This window comes from Pseudomonas sp. MM211, assembly GCF_020386635.1.
Lineage (GTDB): Bacteria > Pseudomonadota > Gammaproteobacteria > Pseudomonadales > Pseudomonadaceae > Aquipseudomonas.
Map to the genome: position 1 here is coordinate 2,485,048 of NZ_CP081942.1, position 18,463 is coordinate 2,503,510.

Annotated in this window: 13 protein-coding genes and 1 pseudogene; 10 read left to right on the forward strand and 4 right to left on the reverse strand. The window is 55.5% G+C overall.

Going from position 1 to position 18,463, the window contains the following annotated elements; genetic code table 11:
- The first annotated feature begins 146 nt into the window (after positions 1 to 146).
- The 3 genes from K5Q02_RS11315 (at position 147) to K5Q02_RS11325 (ending at position 3,243) form a co-directional block, all read left to right on the forward strand.
- The gene (locus K5Q02_RS11315; RefSeq protein ID WP_225839658.1) at positions 147 to 1,220 is read left to right on the forward strand and encodes an LLM class flavin-dependent oxidoreductase; all 1,074 of its coding nucleotides are present in this window, start codon (positions 147 to 149) and stop codon (positions 1,218 to 1,220) included.
- Entirely contained in the window at positions 1,217 to 2,161 is a 945-nt protein-coding gene (locus K5Q02_RS11320; protein ID WP_225839242.1) for an ABC transporter substrate-binding protein, read from the forward strand. Before K5Q02_RS11315 ends, K5Q02_RS11320 begins: the two co-directional genes overlap by 4 nt.
- Before the next feature lie 98 nt (positions 2,162 to 2,259).
- Complete coding sequence (locus tag K5Q02_RS11325) at positions 2,260 to 3,243, forward strand: ABC transporter substrate-binding protein (protein ID WP_225839244.1); 984 nt, start codon at positions 2,260 to 2,262, stop codon at positions 3,241 to 3,243.
- Positions 3,244 to 3,406: 163 nt separating this feature from the next.
- On the opposite strand, the gene K5Q02_RS11330 is transcribed toward K5Q02_RS11325, so the two are convergent.
- Positions 3,407 to 3,886 (reverse strand): REP-associated tyrosine transposase, encoded by a 480-nt coding sequence (locus K5Q02_RS11330; protein WP_225839246.1) that lies wholly within the window; start codon positions 3,884 to 3,886, stop codon positions 3,407 to 3,409.
- 211 nt (positions 3,887 to 4,097) lie between these two features.
- Complete coding sequence (gene mltF, locus K5Q02_RS11335; RefSeq protein WP_225839248.1) at positions 4,098 to 5,561, reverse strand: membrane-bound lytic murein transglycosylase MltF; 1,464 nt, start codon at positions 5,559 to 5,561, stop codon at positions 4,098 to 4,100.
- A 199-nt stretch (positions 5,562 to 5,760) separates the two neighbouring features.
- On the opposite strand from mltF, the gene purL reads away from it, so the two are divergent.
- From purL to K5Q02_RS11350, 3 genes are all read left to right on the forward strand, one after another.
- Entirely contained in the window at positions 5,761 to 9,657 is a 3,897-nt protein-coding gene (gene purL / locus K5Q02_RS11340; RefSeq protein WP_225839250.1) for a phosphoribosylformylglycinamidine synthase, read from the forward strand.
- A 745-nt stretch (positions 9,658 to 10,402) separates the two neighbouring features.
- Complete coding sequence (locus K5Q02_RS11345) at positions 10,403 to 10,948, forward strand: helix-turn-helix domain-containing protein (protein ID WP_225839252.1); 546 nt, start codon at positions 10,403 to 10,405, stop codon at positions 10,946 to 10,948.
- Positions 10,949 to 11,305: 357 nt separating this feature from the next.
- On the forward strand, positions 11,306 to 11,779 hold the full coding sequence (locus K5Q02_RS11350) for a hypothetical protein (RefSeq protein ID WP_225839253.1): 474 nt from the start codon (positions 11,306 to 11,308) through the stop codon (positions 11,777 to 11,779).
- Positions 11,780 to 11,938: 159 nt separating this feature from the next.
- Here K5Q02_RS11350 and drt4 read toward each other — a convergent pair whose 3' ends face one another.
- The gene (gene drt4, locus K5Q02_RS11355; protein WP_225839255.1) at positions 11,939 to 13,579 is read right to left on the reverse strand and encodes an antiviral reverse transcriptase Drt4; all 1,641 of its coding nucleotides are present in this window, start codon (positions 13,577 to 13,579) and stop codon (positions 11,939 to 11,941) included.
- Between the two features lie 78 nt (positions 13,580 to 13,657).
- Positions 13,658 to 14,347, reverse strand: coding sequence for an SOS response-associated peptidase (locus tag K5Q02_RS11360; protein WP_225839257.1), 690 nt, complete (start codon positions 14,345 to 14,347; stop codon positions 13,658 to 13,660).
- 100 nt (positions 14,348 to 14,447) lie between these two features.
- Here K5Q02_RS11360 and K5Q02_RS11365 point away from each other — a divergent pair, with 100 nt between their 5' ends.
- The 4 genes and pseudogenes from K5Q02_RS11365 (at position 14,448) to K5Q02_RS11380 (ending at position 17,998) form a co-directional block, all read left to right on the forward strand.
- Entirely contained in the window at positions 14,448 to 14,885 is a 438-nt protein-coding gene (locus tag K5Q02_RS11365; protein WP_075933145.1) for a LexA family protein, read from the forward strand.
- Positions 14,878 to 16,151, forward strand: a pseudogene (locus K5Q02_RS11370) (Y-family DNA polymerase). Before K5Q02_RS11365 ends, K5Q02_RS11370 begins: the two are co-directional and overlap by 8 nt.
- Before the next feature lie 162 nt (positions 16,152 to 16,313).
- Positions 16,314 to 17,606 (forward strand): ATP-dependent nuclease, encoded by a 1,293-nt coding sequence (locus K5Q02_RS11375; protein WP_225839258.1) that lies wholly within the window; start codon positions 16,314 to 16,316, stop codon positions 17,604 to 17,606.
- Positions 17,603 to 17,998 carry a hypothetical protein gene (locus tag K5Q02_RS11380; RefSeq protein WP_225839260.1) on the forward strand — a complete coding sequence of 132 codons (396 nt, stop codon included), beginning with the start codon at positions 17,603 to 17,605 and terminating at the stop codon, positions 17,996 to 17,998. Before K5Q02_RS11375 ends, K5Q02_RS11380 begins: the two co-directional genes overlap by 4 nt.
- Positions 17,999 to 18,463: the final 465 nt, after the last annotated feature.

Sequence of the window (18,463 nt, forward strand, 5' to 3'; positions counted from 1 at the left end):
ATTTCATTTCTTGTTCGTCTATCTATAAATTTTATAAGAATTAGCCATTAAAGACGTTTTCATTATAAGCGAGACGTTTGTAGCACCTTGGCTCCCGGACATGACCACGTGACAGGAATCGCGACATGAGCATTGAAATCATCGGCATGATTACGGCCGCGCCAGCTTCGGAAGTGGATCAGCCACTGGGCGATGCGGTTGATCCAGCATTCGTCGCCCGGTTCGCCCAGGCCCATGAAGAGGCGGGCTTCGACCGGGTACTGGTCGGCTATTTTTCCAACGGCCCGGAGGGGGCAGTGGTCAGCTCTTTCGCTGCTGCCGCGACGCGCAAGCTGGGCATTCTGCTGGCGTATCGGCCAGGGATGATCGCGCCGCCTCTGGCTGCCCGGCAGCTCGCCACGCTGGATCAGTTCAGTGGTGGGCGCCTGGCACTCAACGTTGTCAGTGGCGGCAATGACGAGGATTTGCAGCGCGACGGTGATTACCTCAATCACGCTCAGCGTTACGCCCGCACTGAAGAATACCTGCAGGCATTGAAAGCGATCTGGACGGCCGAGCAGCCGGTGGATTTCAGTGGCGACTTCTATCGTTTCCAGGGCGCCTCGCCTGCGGTGCGCTGCACTCAGCGCCCTCACATCCCGATATATTTCAGTGGTGCTTCGGCAGCGGCGGTGCAGGTCGCGGCGCAGCATGCCGACACCTACATGCTCTGGGGCGAGCCCCTGGCTTCGGTGGGCGAACAGGTTGCCAGCGTAAGGGCTGCCGCCGCCGTACATGGCCGCGTGCCGAGGTTCTCGGTGTCATTTCGACCCATCGTCGCCGACACCGAAGAGGCCGCCTGGAAGCGTGCTGCCGAGATACTCGAACAGATTCGCGAAAATCGCATTCGCCTGGGCTTGCCACTCACCGAGCACGCCCCCGAAAACGTCGGTTCGCAGCGCCTGTTGGCGGCTGCCGGGCAGGGTGAGGTACTGGACAGCCGCTTGTGGATGGGCGTTGCTCGGTTGACTGGCGCGCGCTGGAACTCTACCTCACTGGTCGGCACGCCCGAGCAGGTCGCGGCGGCGTTGGGTGAGTACTACAAACTCGGGGTTTCCACCTTTCTGATTCGTGGTTTCGACCCACTGGGCGACGCCATCACCTATGGCCAGGGACTGATCCCTGCCATTCATGAACACATCGCCCGTCTGGGCAACCTTCCTGAGGAAACCTTGCAATGAAATTGTCCGCACTGTTGCGCACCGCGCTGGCTAGCGCGTTCCTGGCCGCGCCTCTGGTTCAGGCGGCCGAGCAGATCACCCTGCGCGTGGGTGACCAGAACTACTACAACGTCCGCGCTTCGGTGGAGGCCTCCGGTGTGCTGGAAGGCGCGCCCTACAAGGTCGACTGGAAGCATTTTCAGTCCGCCGCGCCAGTCGCGGAAGGCCTGGATGCGGGCGCGCTGGATCTGGGCTTTCTCGGCGATTCGGGCTTTATCTTCCTGGCTGCCAAGGGCGCGCCAGTGAAGCTGATCGGCGTATCGCGGCAGAACCCGGACACCATCGCGCTGCTGGTGCCCAAGGATTCGCCAGCCAAGACCATCGCTGACCTGAAAGGCAAAAAGGTTGCCTACTGGCCAGGAGCCTGGAGCCAGCAGTTGACCTTGCGGGCTCTGGAGAAAGCCGGGCTACCCCGCGACTACGTGGAGTTCGTCAAACTGATGCCCATCGACGCTGCTGCGGCGTTGCCACAGGGCAGCATCGACGCGTTCCCGGTGTGGGAACCCTATATCTCCCAGCAGATCGTGTTTTCCGGCGCCAAGCCGATCATCACCGCCCGCGACCTGATGCCGGGGCTGTCGAGTATCGCCGCCAACGCCGACACGCTGGATACGAAACGGGCCGCTATCAGCGATTTCCTCGGTCGCCTGCAGAAGGCCCGCGCCTGGGTTGAGGCGAACAAGGAAACCTACGCGGATTTGTGGGCGAAGAAGGCCAATCTGGATCCTGCCGTGTCCCGCCACTGGATCGGCCAGGCCAACATGAGCGTCGGCCCGGTGGATGAGCAGGCAGCCCGTGATTATCAGGACACCGCCGACTTCCTCGTCGAAACCGGCGCATTGCCCAAGGCATTCGACACCAAGGCGGTTATCGACACCTCGTTTGGCAGCGCCTTCAAGTAAGCCAGGGCCTGCCACCGTACCGAGCAACGACTATCTTTCGAGCCTGTGAGCGTTCCAACGCAGCAGCTCCCGCGCACCAATGCCACTGGAGCTTTTGCATGTCCCTTTTTCGCTTTACCACTGTTTCTTTGCTGGCCGCGCTGTCGTTCAGCAGTTTGTTGCAGGCCGCCGAGCCCGTCACCATTCGCCTCGGCGACGTGAAGGGTGATCGCTACGCCTCGCTGCGCGCCTCGGGCGAGCTGGAGAACCTCGATTACAAGGTCGAGCTGACGCCATTCGCTGCCGGTGCCCCAGTGCTCGAAGCGCTGAATGCCAATGCCCTGGACGTTGGCTTCACCGGCGATATCCCGTTTCTGTTCGTACATGCCGCCGGTGCCCAGTTGAAGGCGGTAGGTGCCTGGCGCTACAACACCGCGACCGTGGCCCTGGTGGTGCCTGAGGGTTCAACCGCGCAGAGCGTGAAGGATCTCAAAGGCAAACGCATTGCCGTGAATCGTGGCGGCTGGGGGCATTTTCTGGCTCTTGGTCTGCTGGAGAAGAACGGCCTGACCGATAAGGATGTGACCTTCTCTTTCCTGGGGCCGGTCGATGGTCGTGCCGCGCTAGTGCGTGGCTCAGTGGATGCCTGGGTGCCGTGGGAACCCTACACCTCCAATGCCATCCTGATCGACAACGCGCGGGTGATTGCTGATGGTCGAGGCATCATGAGCGGCTATTCCTACGCCCTGGCCAGCGAAAAAGCCCTGGCGGATGCCGACAAGAAAGCCGCCATCGGCGACCTGCTGGTTCGCCTGGCCAAGGCCCAGCAGTGGGCGCTTGCCCATCCACAGCAAATGGCTGACGCGCTGTCCGAAGACCTCAATATTCCCCAGAACGTCGCCCGTCGCTGGGTGGAAGAGGCGCGCATCCAGCCCGCCGCACTGGACGAGGAAGTCGCGACCAGCCTGCAGAAAGCCGCAGACTTCTTCCACCGCCATGGCGTACTACCGAAACAGCTGGATGTGCAGCAGGCATTCGATTTCAGCCTGGCGGGGGATGTGCGTAAAGCAATCTCGGAAGATCAGCCGCAGGCAGCTCGCTGATAGCGGATCGCCGGCAAGCCGGCTCCTACGCACTGGGACTTATCACAATTCCTGTGACCGCCCAATTGTAGGAGCTGGCTTGCCAGCGATGCGATCCGGCAGGTGATATCGCCCGCAAGCGGGCTCCTACGGTCAGGAAGGGTGGGGCCTAGCTTGCCGGTGATTAGTTCTGGCCTTGTAGCCAAACAGCATCCCAAAGGGGGTAGTCGGCTAGATGGCGAACCAGCCCCGCGCGCAAGGGGTTGGCGACTATGTAACGGGCTGTTGGAAGTAGTGCATCCGCGTGTCGCAGGGCATGGTCGTGGAAGCCTTTCTGCCAGAGTCGGCCGGTACGGCCGCTGTAGTGATTGATGCTGATGGCGCTACGCGACTTCAATTGCCGCATCAGCTTTTCCAGTGGCATATTTTCCAGTTGAATCAGCCAGTGCAGATGATCCGGCATGATCACCCAGGCTAACGAGCGCAGATGCATACCATCGTGTAGTCGGCGCATCTCCGCTACCAGGAAGCGAGCGAGTTGCCAGTCACCGAAGATCGGTTGTCGATGCAAGGTGACTGCAGTCAGCAGATAAATACGCCCGCGCTCGGAAAAGCGCCCCGAACGCAAAGCATGCCCTCGGTGGGCAAAGTGGCTGGAATCCATTCCCGTGCCTCTCCATACGTAAACAATCCTCACCATCACACTGTAGGAGCTGGCTTGCCAGCGATGCGATCCGGCAGGCGATATCGCCCGCAAGCGGGCTCCTACGAATCTAGGTTTACCTGATCCAGTAATCCCATTGTAGGAGCCGGCTTGCCGGCGATGCGATCTGAAATCGCAATGGTCAGAAGGTGGAGCCCCACACGACAGAACGCTAAAGGGGCGTCTTGTCCTGCTCTTCGGGGTGATCCTTGGAGACGCCGGGAACGTGCAGGCCGCTTTCGGCGACTTGGCTCCCTTCCAGCTGCGGTTGGGTCACCCAGGTGAGGATGTCGTAGTAACGGCGGATGTTGCGCACGAAATGTACCGGCTCACCACCGCGGGCGTAGCCGTAGCGGGTCTTGCTGTACCACTGCTTCTGTGAAAGGCGCGGCAGGATTTTCTGTACGTCCAGCCACTTGTTGGGATCAAGCCCCTCGGCTTCAGTCAGCTTGCGGGCATCTTCCAGGTGCCCGCCGCCGACGTTGTAAGAGGCGAGGGCAAACCAGGTGCGATCCGGCTCCTGAATGCTGTCCGGCAGTTGCTCTTTGACGTGCACCAGGTACTTGGCGCCGCCCTGGATGCTCTGCTGCGGGTTGAGGCGGTCGGACACGCCCATCGCCTGGGCGGTACGCAGGGTCAACATCATCAGGCCGCGCACGCCGGTTTTGGAGGTAGCACCGGGCTGCCAGAGTGATTCCTGATAGCCAACGGCAGCGAGCATGCGCCAATCCAGATCGTTTTCCTGGGCCGCCTTGCGGAAGTGTTTTTCGTAACGCGGCAGGCGCTGTTGCAGATGTTGGGCGAAGGTGTAGGCGCCGACGTAGCCGAGTACATCGACGTGGCCGTAATAGCGCTCCTTCAGGCGTTGCAGGCTGCCGTTGTCCTGGGAGCGGCGCAGGAAACCGTCGACCTGATCGAGCAGGCTGGTGTCTTCGCTCTGCGCCACGGCCCAGCCCAGGTTGCGCGAGTCGCCAAGGTCGAAGCCGACGCGCACGTTGGGGAAATACACCTGGTTCATGGCCAGTTCGTTGGAGTCGACCAGGGTCAGGTCGATCTGTCCCTCATCGACCATGCGCAGCAGGTCGACCACTTCGACATCGGCCGATTCCTCGTACTGCAGCTCCGGCTCCTCGATCTTCAGCGCGGCCAGCTGTTCGGCATGGCTGCTGCCTTTGAGCACCAGAATGCGCTTGCCGACCAGATCCGCAGGGCTGCTGGGGCGGCGTTGGCCGTTGCGGTAGACGATCTGCGGGGTGACTTCCAGATAAGGCACGGAGAAGCGCGCACTTTGCTGGCGCCCTTGGCTTTCTACCAGGCCGGCGGCAGCCAGCACTGGGCCGTTGGGCTGGCCTAGGCGGGAAAATAAGTCATCGAGGTTGTCGGCGGTCTGGATTTCCAGCTTTACGTCGAGATCGTCGGCGAAGCGCTTGACCAGCTCGTACTCGAAGCCGGTTTCGCCGTTACGATCCTGGAAGTAGGTAGCCGGGCTGTTGCGGGTTATCACGCGCAGCACGCCTTCCTCCTTGATACGCTCAAGGCTGCTGGGAGGTTCCGCGCAGCCGCTGAGCATCAGGAGTAATCCGATCGCCGAGAGCCAGCCGGCGTAGCGCTTGCCAATCAGGTAGGAGGAGGGCATCGGCGCAGTATACGCCAACGTCGTGCCGTTCCATATCTGGACAGCGAAGCCGCGCTCTGCTAGGCAAACATGCTTTTTTCGACGTATTTCACTTGTCACCCGCCTATGACCGCACAGCACGAGCGGGCGTGCCGCGAACGACGCTTTAGGCTAGAATACGCGGCCTCAAAGTACACCCCCTTCCCAGAGGCTGTCCCCGATGTTGATCCTGCGCGGCGCTCCCGCCCTTTCTGCTTTTCGTCACGGTAAATTGCTCGAGCAACTGACCGGCAAGGTTCCCGCTGTGACCGGCCTTTACGCCGAGTTCGCACACTTTGCCGATGTCGACGGTGCGTTGAGTGCCGATGAAGAGCAAGTGCTGGCCCGTTTGCTGAAGTACGGCCCGAGTGTGCCGGTGCAGGAGCCAAGCGGTCGTCTACTGCTGACCATCCCGCGTTTTGGCACCATTTCGCCCTGGTCGAGCAAGGCCAGTGACATCGCCCGCAACTGCGGTCTCGGCAAGATTCGCCGCCTGGAGCGGGGTATCGCCTACTACGTCTCGGGCGAGCTGAGCGACGCCGATGTGCAGCAGGCTGCCGCGCTACTGCATGACCGCATGACTCAGCTGGTGCTGAGCAACCTGGAAGACGCCGCCAAGCTGTTCAGCCATGCCGAGCCCAAGCCGCTGAGCGCCGTGGATATCCTCGGTGGCGGTCGTGCCGCGCTGGAAAAGGCCAACACCGAGTTGGGCCTGGCCCTGGCCGAAGACGAAATCGATTATCTGGTCGAGGCCTTCCAGGGCCTGAAGCGCAACCCGCACGACATCGAACTGATGATGTTCGCCCAGGCCAACTCCGAGCATTGCCGCCACAAGATCTTCAATGCCAGCTGGGACATCGACGGCCAAGCCCAAGAAAAATCCCTGTTCGGCATGATCAAGAACACCTACCAGATGAACAGCGAAAACGTGCTGTCCGCTTATAAGGACAACGCGTCGGTCATCGTCGGCCACACCGCCGGGCGTTTCTTCCCCAATCCTGAAACCCGCCAGTACGGCGCGGTGCAGGAGCCGGTGCATATCCTGATGAAGGTGGAAACCCACAACCACCCGACGGCCATCTCGCCGTTCTCGGGTGCTTCCACCGGTTCCGGCGGCGAGATTCGCGACGAGGGCGCTACCGGTCGCGGCGCCAAGCCGAAAGCCGGCCTGACCGGTTTCACCGTCTCCAACCTGAACATCCCCGGCTTCGAACAGCCTTGGGAACAGGCCTACGGCAAGCCTGAGCGCATCGTCACGCCACTGGACATCATGATCGAAGGCCCACTGGGCGGCGCTGCGTTCAACAACGAATTCGGTCGTCCGGCGCTGACCGGCTACTTCCGTACCTTCGAACAGTCGATCAGCACCCCCCATGGCGACGAAGTGCGCGGCTATCACAAGCCGATCATGCTCGCCGGTGGCATGGGCAACATTCGTGAAGATCACGTGCAGAAGGCCGAAATCACCGTTGGCGCCAAGCTGATCGTGCTCGGCGGCCCGGCCATGCTGATCGGTCTGGGCGGCGGCGCCGCTTCGTCGGTCGCCACCGGTGCCAGCTCGGCCGATCTGGATTTCGCCTCGGTACAGCGCGAGAACCCGGAAATGGAACGCCGCTGCCAGGAGGTCATCGACCGCTGCTGGCAGCTGGGCGACCAAAACCCCATCGCCTTCATCCATGACGTTGGCGCGGGGGGCATCTCCAACGCCTTCCCGGAACTGGTCAACGATGGCGGCCGCGGTGGTCGCTTCGAACTGCGCAACGTGCCCAACGACGAGCCGGGCATGGCCCCGCACGAGATCTGGAGCAACGAATCCCAGGAACGCTACGTACTGGCCGTCAGCGCTGTCGATTTCGACCGCTTCCAGGCCATCTGCGAGCGCGAGCGCTGCCCGTTCGCGGTAGTCGGTGAAGCCACCGAAGAGCCGCAACTGACCGTAACCGACAGCCATTTCGGCAACACGCCGGTGGACATGCCACTGGAAGTGCTGCTCGGCAAGCCACCGCGCATGCACCGTTCGGTGACCCGTGAAGCCGAGCTGGGCGATGACTTCGACCCGAGCACCCTGGACATCACCGAAGCCGCCGAGCGTGTACTGCGCCACCCGGCCGTGGCCAGCAAGAGCTTCCTGATCACCATCGGCGACCGCACCATCACCGGCCTGGTTGCCCGTGATCAGATGGTCGGCCCGTGGCAGGTTCCGGTGGCCGACGTCGCCGTCACCGCCACCAGCTTCGACGTCTACACCGGTGAAGCCATGGCCATGGGCGAGCGCACTCCGCTGGCGCTGTTGGATGCCCCGGCGTCCGGGCGCATGGCCATCGGTGAAACCCTGACCAACATCGCTGCTTCGCGCATCGAGAAGCTGTCCGACATCAAACTGTCGGCCAACTGGATGTCCGCTGCCGGTCACCCGGGTGAAGACGCGCGCCTGTACGACACGGTGAAAGCCGTCGGCATGGAGCTGTGCCCCGAGCTGGGCCTGACCATTCCGGTAGGCAAGGACTCGATGTCGATGAAGACCAAGTGGAGCGAAGAGGGCGCAGAGAAGAGCGTCACCTCGCCGCTGTCGCTGATCGTCACCGGTTTCGCGCCGGTCGCCGACGTGCGCAAGACCCTGACACCCGAGCTGCGCATGGACAAGGGCGAGACCGATCTGATCCTGATCGACCTCGGCCGTGGCCAGAACCGCATGGGTGCTTCGATCCTCGCCCAGGTATACAGCCAACTTGGCCGTCAGGCGCCGGACGTCGACGACGCCGAAGATCTCAAGGCGTTCTTCGCGGTGATCCAGGGCCTCAACGCCGACGGTCACCTGCTGGCGTACCATGACCGCTCCGACGGCGGCCTGCTGGTCAGCGCGCTGGAAATGGCCTTCGCCGGTCATTGCGGCCTGAACCTGCAGCTCGACGGCCTGGCCGAAAGCCGCGAGGAGTTGGCGGCCATCCTCTTCAACGAAGAGCTCGGTGCGCTGATCCAGGTTCGTCAGGACGCCACCCCGGACGTGCTGGCACAATTCAGCGCTGCCGGCCTTGCCGACTGCGTCGCGGTAATCGGTCAGCCGGTCAACAACGGGGACGTGGCCGTCAGCTTCAACGACCAGTCGGTGTTCACTGGCCAGCGTCGTCTGCTGCAGCGTCAGTGGGCTGAAACCAGCCATCGCATCCAGCGTCTGCGTGACAACGTCGACTGCGCGGATCAGGAATTCGATGCGCTGCTGGAAGAAGACAACCCTGGCCTGAGCGTCAAGCTTGGCTTCGACGTCAACGACAACATCGCCGCGCCTTACATCAAGAAGGGTGTGCGTCCGCAGGTTGCCGTGCTGCGTGAGCAGGGCGTCAACGGTCAGGTGGAAATGGCCGCGGCCTTCGACCGCGCCGGTTTCGCTGCGCTGGACGTGCACATGAGCGACATCCTCGCCGGTCGTGTCGACCTGAACGACTTCAAGGGCCTGGTCGCCTGCGGTGGTTTCTCCTACGGCGACGTACTCGGCGCTGGTGAAGGCTGGGCCAAGTCGGCACTGTTCAACGCCCGTGCCCGTGATGCCTTCCAGGGCTTCTTCGAGCGCAAGGACAGCTTCACCCTTGGCGTGTGCAACGGCTGCCAGATGCTCTCCAACCTGCACGAGCTGATTCCGGGCAGCGAGTTCTGGCCGCACTTCGTGCGCAACCGTTCCGAGCAGTTCGAAGCCCGCGTCGCCATGGTTCAGGTGCAGGAGTCGGCATCGATCTTCCTGCGTGGTATGGCGGGTTCGCGTATGCCGATCGCCATCGCCCACGGTGAAGGTCATGCCGAGTTCGAGAGCGAAGAGGCACTGCTGGAAGCGGATCTGTCCGGCATCGTCGCAATGCGTTTCGTCGACAACCACGGCAAGGTCACCGAAAACTACCCGGCCAACCCCAACGGCTCGCCGCGCGGGATCACTGGCCTCACCAGCCGTGACGGCCGCGTGACCATCATGATGCCGCACCCGGAGCGCGTGTTCCGCGCCGTGCAGAACTCCTGGCGCCCGGATGACTGGCAGGAAGACGGCGGCTGGCTGCGCATGTTCCGCAATGCGCGGGTGTGGGTCGACTGATCCACAGTCGGTGACAAGAAAAACGCCAGGCATTGCCTGGCGTTTTTCGTTTCAGCGCTACGTATAAGGCTATATCCGCAGGATAAGGGCGGTATCTGACCCTCCTCGGGAAACCAAAGGGTCTTCGTCGCGCCTTAACCCACCATCGCTGCGCCCCACAATGCCTTCAGGCGAAGTGTGCGACGCATCGCCCAATCCCATTACAACGTCTTTCCAGCCGGGAACGGTGCCTCCTGAAGCGAGTCTGAATATGTCAGCAGTGTCGGCTGCGTCACGCACCATATGTGTCAATATGCCATTATTCTGTGACATGATTAGCTCATTGTTTTCAGCGACTTGCAGCGGAGTAGTTGATGTACAAATTTTGTTTCTACCGCCGCAATAAAAAATCGTTATAAATCAATTGATTAAAAGTTCTTGAGCTGATCAATTCTACCCAATATTTCTACCCAATAATCCTTAGCAAAACTATCGTGATTGCCAGAATCTGATTGGCCTCAAGCCTCGCGGGAGGCGTTCTAACGCACGTTAGCGGGCTGGGGTAGGGGCTTGATAGGGTGCGGTGCTGTCGTGCGTTATACGGCCTGTTTGGTGGCCTTCGATGCTAATTGTAAATAATTGGTTGACGGCTTCGCATTGACTTGATCTAGATATTTGATGTAGTATTCGCACCCTTAACCAACCCCCGGACTGCCCGGAAAGGAATTGCCTATTGAAATGAACTGACCAAAAGGAGGAAACATCTATGGCTACCAATGCCGCTCTGCAATATCCCTTCGCTACACCGGCTTCCCTGAAGCTCCCTGCCTCAACAGGCACTTTTCTGAAGCTCCCACATACCATCCTGAGTGCTACGCGATTCGTATCGCTGAACACGGGTGAGCTGCTGCCGTTGAGTGCCAACGACAAAATCATTTTCCTGCAGATGAAAGGTCGTCACGACTACTTCAAGACTCAAGGCGGCGAGTACTTTGATTCCCAGCAGTCCATAGCCGACGCTTGCGGCGTATCAGTCGCTACGGTGAAGCGCACGATTCAGGCTCTACGCGATCATGGCTATTTAACCGTGAAGGCCAGTATGGGCAGCAATCGATACACGTTCGTTGCTGACCTGAAAGTCAGCATGGCTGAGACAGCTCCAGTGCTCCCGCAAGCCGCTAATGATGCACGTATCGTAGAGGATGAGAATCAACCTGATTTCCGAGTCCTTGAGTATCGGGGAGAGCAGTCCGACCCTATGGTCGATGGCCCGCCTGAATGGTGTACGGAGGACGTCCCTGACTGGGCTTAGATCAGTCAGCGCTGCTCGATTGGGTCAAAATGAGCTGTACCAATGGTGCAGGTTGACCGCTACGCATGGATCAGGATGCACCATGAGTAAGATAGATATATAAGACAGACAAAGAGATAGATTTATATTGTTAAAACACAATCTAAAGATATCTGTTTGTTTCTGCTGAATGGCTCTGTGTTATTAGTATGAATGGGAGTCTCTTGGATTCCCAAGGAATATAGGTGCATGGGAAGTGTTATGGTCAGCGATCATTTAGCGGACTTGGACAATTTGAGGCGATTCGTAAAACGTGCTGAGCGTTTAGTGACGAGCACGTTTTGGAAATGGATGCAGACTCGGCGTGGTGCGTCTGACATGGACAGAATCTTTAAAGGCGAGTGGCTTGCTCACGATGGTTTAGATCAGGAAGCGTTCGAATCTTTTTGCCTTAACCTACGACAGATGATTCAAGATACAGACGGTTATTCGATGAGGCTTGTAGGCCAAATTGCTGAGAAATGGGGGGCAAGGGATAGCGATTTACTTCAGGGAATCAGAGAGGCCCGTAATACACTCAAACAGAAATTAGATCAGCCCTGTCTGGTGCGAATCCATGCTAGTCGGTCAACCACGAACCGAGAACTATTTGATACAGTGTTTTACGGTGGCGTTGCCCACGAGAACATAGGGAAAAGGGATGAGTTCGACCGGATTACGAATGCGGGCTTGTTCGGTTATTTTGTATTCAGCGCCTTCTTAGGTGTTCTTTTTTATTATCGAAACTGCATCCTACGCATGGCTGTTCACGTAGATAAGTATCTAGTGCGAGAGGGGAGGCAGACCAGCTGATGTAGCCCAGTTGCTGCCAGAATCTGATGCGCTGATTCTTCTTCCCGCCTCTGCACTGATAATGCCTGAAATGAGCGGTCAACTGCTTGCCAAGAGTGCCTTAGATAGAGGGGCGAAATGTTGGTTGCCCAGGTTCTAGCATCTGATGTTGCGAGCTGGTTATAAAGTTTTCAACCATTCTGTATATGGCACAATGTTTTCTAAGTCTGCAAAAGGATGATAAGCGATTTGGCAGTAATTTTCGGCTTTGCTTTCTTCTGTGTTAGAGAAGAAGTCAACCTCGTGAAATTTTAGGAGTTCAAATGTATTCTCATCAGGATAAGCGTTAGCTACCATTCCGAGGTAATAAAGCTGGTATAGCAAGAGCCAGTTTTGGTCTCTTTCATAGATGTGCTTGCTGATGAGTTCATTTGCATAGAGCTTAACTTTTTCAATGTGCTCATCGAATCGGCTAAGCATGGTTATAGATACGCTATCCCTGCATTTGATGATCTCATCTGCAGATTCGTCTGATGGGCTGCTTTCTAATCTTTCTAAATAGTATAGGCACCAGCAAATGCCATCAGAGCGACGATGTGCAGCATTGACTTTGATGATGGCGTTTAGCTTTTCGATAATGTCGTCAGTAATGAATTCAGTTATCTCTAAGTCTATCTTCTCAAGGTATGGGAGTAAAACAGGGTAGTGCCAGCATAGACTAAGAATATATTGAAAAACTCTGTAGGCGGTGTGCCCGGTAACTCGATGAGCTACAGCTGATGTTGCGTATTTGATAACGCTTGCGTCTGGTGTCCGGTTATTGAGCTGTACCGCATAATCGAGAAAGCGAATAGCATCTCTCGTATTTGGAATTGTGAGTTTCTCCTTCTCCAGCTCCATAATAGGAAAAGATGTCATCAATTGTGCAATCCAGTTGTCTTCCAATGGTTCTGGCAATTCCACGATAGATGTTTTTGATAGGCTCAGTGTAAGGCGGAATTTGCTGATCTCTTTGTCTAAAGACTGGATGAATCTTTGAGCTTCATCATGTGATGAACAAAAAGCAGTATAATCGTCAATGTAGCGAACAAAATTGAAGTCTTCACGAAGATTCTTGTCAACACTTGCTAGAATGATTTCCACTGCGATACTCGAAGATGCAGGGCCAATAGGGATGCCTATGGTCTCTTTTCTCTTCGATAACTGTAACGCTGAATCGAGCTTTGCGCTCCATGATTTAATTGGTGGTTTTATTGTTAGATTGGCTTTTGCCTGCTCTAAACCGAACTCTGCCCACTCCAGAGAGTGGGTGTACACAGACCCGAAGCAGTTGGATATATCCGAGTGTGCTAAAAATTTTTTCCCGAAGCATTGATTTATGACTGTTTCTGATTTCTTATCTTGGTCTTCGTAATTCATGATGAAAATACGTCCATCTAGGTGGTACCCCATCTGGATTTGACTATTTTCATCACGCATCGCATCTTCGATGTCTGTTTTGTGCGAAGCTAAGGCGCTAAATATCTTAGAGTATGCTAGCGGGTGTATGAGGCCAAGGGATCTAGGGATATTGTTATAGCGCGTCGCTCTGTACTCAGTTACGTCAAAGCCCTGTATTCCTCTTTCGCTGCCTGATTTTTCTATCGCTAATAAACTAGCAATTTCAGGAGTGAACCGTTTAGTGCATATACTGGGTGGTAATTCACTTGCGGCGTCTTTTTGGTTCGGAAAATAGTTCCATCGAGTAAGACCTTCTTGGAATGAACGATCTTCAAACCATGGAGGAATTTTAGCTTCATTCGTTATTGCAAGGCTTTTCATTTCTAAACCTAAAAATGAGAATGGATTGGCTTTATTTCGAAAGGCGACTGTGCTGCCATTACAGACGAAAGATACTACTTAGAATATTAGAGTTTTCGGTAAAATCAACTCGGCCCCGTTGTTTCGATTATTACCTACTGATTTATCCACGGCGAACCACTCAAATTCATCTGCCGGCGTGTCGTGGTGTCTTAGCAAATCCTCGGCATGCTCTGACAGTAGTCCAGGCTGCAGCCATTCCCTAGCAACATCGGGTCGAAGGACAACCGGGCGGCGGTCGTGAATGTCCACCATCCCTTCCTCGCTCGCTGCTGTGATCAGGGCAAATCCGCCGCCTTCGTGCTCAGGTGATGGCAGCTCAGCTATGGCCGCGAAGAACATAGGTTCGCGGCTTTTCAGCCGGATAAGGTAGGGCTGTTTCAATTTCTTGTCGGTTGGGTGTTTCTTCCATTCGTACCAGCCATCCGACGGAACCAACACCCGGCCTTTCTTCCAGATCGCACCCCAAAATCTGCTCGTGCTGGCCGTCTCGATTCGTGCGTTGATAGCCGGTGGACGCTTGCCGTCTGCCCAATGCGGCGCGTAGCCCCAGCGAACGTGCAGGGCATAGATACTCAATGCGTCTTGATGAAACAGCGTCACCCGGCTTTGTGGAGCCACGTTGTAGCGCTCCAGGAGGTGTTTTGCCCAATCCCCATCAAGCAGGCCCAGCTGTAGAGCCTTTGCGTACTCATCAACGGTTCGGTACTGCGTGAATCGTCCACACATGGAACTCTCCGGTCGTCAGATGGCCATCATCATCCTTTGACCGCATCTCGACTGATTTGGTATCTGTATATCCATACAGTATTATTCTCAGGTCTCTCTCATGGGCAATGCAACCTTCCTCGGCCCAGTGGGCAGCTCCGGTGTTGAGCTGCCCTTTTTTTCTTTCCGTGTTCCTGCAGGCTTCGAAAGCCCTGCCAATGACCACCTCGAAAGCCGAATCTCGCTTGATGAGCTGCTAGACATTGATGCCCCGCAAACCTATCTCGTGCGTGCTGATGGGGAGAGCATGACGGGAGTCGGCATATTCGACGGAGACCTATTGGTGGTGAATCGAGCACTTGATCCAGCTCCTGGGGAGGTGGTGATTGCCGCAATCAATGGTGAGCCGCTGGTGAAGACTTTTGCTCGTGAAGGCGATCAGTTGGTGCTGCGTTCAGCGAACCCAAAATACCCACCGCGTTACGTTCTGGAGGGCGATGAGCTGATGATTTGGGGCGTTGTGATCAGCAGCATTCGGAAGCATCGCTGCTATGGCTGATACGGCAATCGCTCTGATCGACTGCAACAGTTTCTATTGCAGCTGCGAACGTGTGTTCCGTCCTGAGCTGCAGCAGGTGCCATTGGTAGTGCTGAGTAACAACGACGGGTGTGTGATTGCACGATCTGCGGATGCAAAGCCATTCGTAGAGATGGGGGCGCCGTTTCACCAGGTGAGGGGCTTGCTGAAGCGGCACGGTATTGTTCCGTTCAGCAGTAACTACGCGTTGTACGGAGACATGAGCGAACGAGTGATGACCGTAATTGAATCCATGGTGCCTGCTGTTGAGGTGTACAGCATCGATGAGGCTTTCGCCGACCTGACCGGCGTGCAAGGTGATCTGGAGCATATCGGACGGCAAATTCGAGCCCGTGTACTGAAATACACCGGTATTCCGACCGGCGTAGGAATTGCGACCACTAAGACCCTCGCCAAGCTTGCAAATCATTCGGCAAAGAAGTGGCAGAAGCAAACCGGTGGAGTGGTTGACCTGCGTGATCCAGAGCGGCGAGACAAAGTGCTCAAGGCGTTACCTGTTAGCGCTGTTTGGGGCATTGGCCGTCGCATGACAGCTCATTTGAACGCTCAAGGCATCCAGACAGCATGGCAGCTCGCACAAGCTGATGCATGGACGTTGCGTAAGCAGTTCAGCGTTGTGATTGAGAAGACTGCACGGGAGCTTCGTGGTGTGACTTGCCTTAGCCTGGAAGAGGCGGCACCACCTAAGCAGGAAATCTGCTCAAGCCGGATGTTCGGTAAACGTCTGCAGGACATCGCACCTATACGCGAGGCCGTGGCCACCTACACAGCGACAGCATGTGAAAAGCTGCGATCACAGCGCTCGGTATGCCGCCAGATTCGTGTTGGTGTACGAACGGGGATGCACAACCCGGATGAAGCGAAATACGCCAAGGGCATAACCATGCAGCTGCCTTGGGCAACTGACGATACACGGATGATCACTCAATATGCGTTGACGGCTCTGCAGCAGGCTTACCGGGGGGGTATTCGTACAGCAAAGCAGAAGTGATGCTGCTAGACCTTTGTCAGCGTAACGAGATCACTGGCGACTTGTTCGCTCCACAGCAATCAGTTGAGTCTACAAAGGTTATGTCCGTCCTCGATGAGATTAACGCCAAGTGGGGTAGGGGAACGCTACGCCCTGGACGTGTAGAACTGCAGCCAGAATGGGGTATGCAGAGGGAGATGTTAAGTCAAAGTTACACGACGCGATTGGATCAGCTATGGACGGTTGTCTGTAAATAATGGCCTTCAACAAATTGTATTTCGAGTTTTTAGCGGTGTGGCAATATGCTATTGTTGACCCCGATCCGAAATGTCACAATTCTCCCCAGCTAAATATTAATTCCGCCTAAGACTAAGTTTTGGACGGACAGAACATGTCCTAAAACTCAAAGGATTGAAGTAATGCTTACGCACATCGAGCTTCAGGCAGGAACAAGCCCCGGTAAACCTGCTTTAAAAATTGCACTCGCACCTGTAACGGTTTTTGTTGGCCCTAACAACAGTGGTAAGTCACGTGCTCTTATTGAAATCGAAAAATTCATAAGTACGGCTCAATCGTCTGAAGGGGAAGTAATAAAAAAAATCGACTTTCTCGCCTGGGAGCGTAGTAAGTTTGAGGAAGAGCTGAAAAAATTCTTAGTGCGGCCGGTTAGTGGGGAGATGGTCAACGCAGATAATATTCTGGTTGGGAAATTAAACCCTCAAGATGGCTCTGCCGTTCGAATGCAGCTGAATAGGGAGGCTCTGCTGTCTGACGCGACGAGTCCTAATTCTCGCCCAAGATATCATTATGCGGGCTATCTTTCTCTTTTCACGTTGCGTCTTGATGGGCGAAGCAGACTATCTCTGATAGACGATAAGCCAGCTGGTGATTTGCTTAGTGAGGCTCCCAATCATCTTGCAAAGCTTTTTGTAGATGAGACGGCTCGATTGTCCGTTAGAAGAATCGTTAAAGAAGCTTTTGGCAAGTATCTTGTAGTAGATCCAACGAATATTGGGTTTCTTCGGCTTCGGCTATCCTCACGTGCCCCAGAAGACAACAGAGAGGAGCAAGGTTGGGATGATCGCTCGCGGAAATTCCATTCCGAGGCAACACCTCTTTCGGGAGCAAGTGATGGTGTTAAAGCTTTTGTTGGAATGCTAACAACTCTAATTGCAGGTGAGCCTTATATAACTCTTATTGATGAGCCAGAAGCTTTTCTACACCCCACTCTTTCTTCAAGACTTGGCAAAGAGGTTACTAACGCGTTAACTGGAACTAACAAGAGGCTATTCGTTGCAACACATAGCTCAAATTTCCTTATGGGATGTGTTCAAGGTGGTGCGGCTATTAATATCGTGCGTGTAACGTATGATGGGCATACTTCAACCGCCAGGCTACTCAGCCAAGAAAGATTGCTCCCACTAATGCGGAATCCACTCCTCCGCTCAATCGGAGTTCTTGATGCATTATTCTACAATGCTGTCATAGTGGCTGAGGCTGATGCTGATCGTGCGTTTTATCAAGAAATAAATGAGCGATTGCTTCAGGCGGGTGATCCAAGAGGTATAGAAGGCTGCTTGTTTTTGAATGCGCAAAATAAACAAACTGTTTGGGATATAGTCCATCCCTTGAGAGAGCTGGGAATTCCAGCAGCAGGCATAGTTGATATAGACGTACTTAAAGAAGGGGGGCGGTCTGGGCCAAGCCTATGAATGGAGCATTCGTCCCAGGCATTACTCATCAGTCTCTAGGAACGGAGAGAGCTGCGCTGCTGAACGCCTTCAAATGTAGTGGTAAGGACATGAAGCGTGATGGCGGAATTGACATATTAGCGGGTGCCGAAAAAGAAGCTTGTGCTAATTTTTTCTCTAAACTGAGTGAGTATGGGATATTTGTTGTTCCGTTTGGTGAGGTAGAGTCCTGGCTCAAGTCATTACCGCTGGATCGGGGGAAATCGACTTGGTTGAACACAGTATTCGAAGCTATGGGGGAGGATTCTGCGCTCCCAAGCTATGTTAAACCAGCCGAGGGCGATGTTTGGGATTTTATTGGTAGCATCGCATCTTGGGTGAAAAATTCAGAAAGAAAAGGTGTGCCTGACTGAGGCATACATACGTTGTGGGATAGGGCTAATGATTGGCAGCCGAGTAAAGCATCATGAGTGATAAGGGGCATGATGATCTATTGAAATCGCTAATGCTTCTTTCGCAGCGTGATCTGATTGAACTGATAAACCTTGCTCTCGAAAACCGAAGCGTAGAGCTTTGCGATCCTAACGTTGAAGAAGTTAGGATTTGCCTTGCTGAATTCCATCGATATACAGATGCTCCTTGGGAGCCTGTTCGATGGGATTTACAAATTCTTGCCCGAGCTGAAAAGCCAGATTCGTTTGTGACTGACGGCATCGGCCCTACACAAGAGGGTGGGTGTTGTGGGTTTGTTATCAGTAGTTATGCAAAAAGCGCAGTTTGCCCAATATGCGGTAAGCGTGTTGGTTGCACATAAAAATAACGCACTCGAAAATATAGAGATTTGTGGATAAATTTTTTCTAAATGTAGGATTGCCGAT

Coding starts and splice junctions, on each gene's coding strand:
- K5Q02_RS11315 (WP_225839658.1), top strand. CDS start 147: ATGATTACGGCCGCGCCAGCTTCGGAAGTGGATCAGCCACTGGGCGAT.
- K5Q02_RS11320 (WP_225839242.1), top strand. CDS start 1,217: ATGAAATTGTCCGCACTGTTGCGCACCGCGCTGGCTAGCGCGTTCCTG.
- K5Q02_RS11325 (WP_225839244.1), top strand. CDS start 2,260: ATGTCCCTTTTTCGCTTTACCACTGTTTCTTTGCTGGCCGCGCTGTCG.
- K5Q02_RS11330 (WP_225839246.1), bottom strand. CDS start 3,886: ATGGATTCCAGCCACTTTGCCCACCGAGGGCATGCTTTGCGTTCGGGG.
- mltF (WP_225839248.1), bottom strand. CDS start 5,561: ATGCCCTCCTCCTACCTGATTGGCAAGCGCTACGCCGGCTGGCTCTCG.
- purL (WP_225839250.1), top strand. CDS start 5,761: ATGTTGATCCTGCGCGGCGCTCCCGCCCTTTCTGCTTTTCGTCACGGT.
- K5Q02_RS11345 (WP_225839252.1), top strand. CDS start 10,403: ATGGCTACCAATGCCGCTCTGCAATATCCCTTCGCTACACCGGCTTCC.
- K5Q02_RS11350 (WP_225839253.1), top strand. CDS start 11,306: ATGGACAGAATCTTTAAAGGCGAGTGGCTTGCTCACGATGGTTTAGAT.
- drt4 (WP_225839255.1), bottom strand. CDS start 13,579: ATGAAAAGCCTTGCAATAACGAATGAAGCTAAAATTCCTCCATGGTTT.
- K5Q02_RS11360 (WP_225839257.1), bottom strand. CDS start 14,347: ATGTGTGGACGATTCACGCAGTACCGAACCGTTGATGAGTACGCAAAG.
- K5Q02_RS11365 (WP_075933145.1), top strand. CDS start 14,448: ATGGGCAATGCAACCTTCCTCGGCCCAGTGGGCAGCTCCGGTGTTGAG.
- K5Q02_RS11375 (WP_225839258.1), top strand. CDS start 16,314: ATGCTTACGCACATCGAGCTTCAGGCAGGAACAAGCCCCGGTAAACCT.
- K5Q02_RS11380 (WP_225839260.1), top strand. CDS start 17,603: ATGAATGGAGCATTCGTCCCAGGCATTACTCATCAGTCTCTAGGAACG.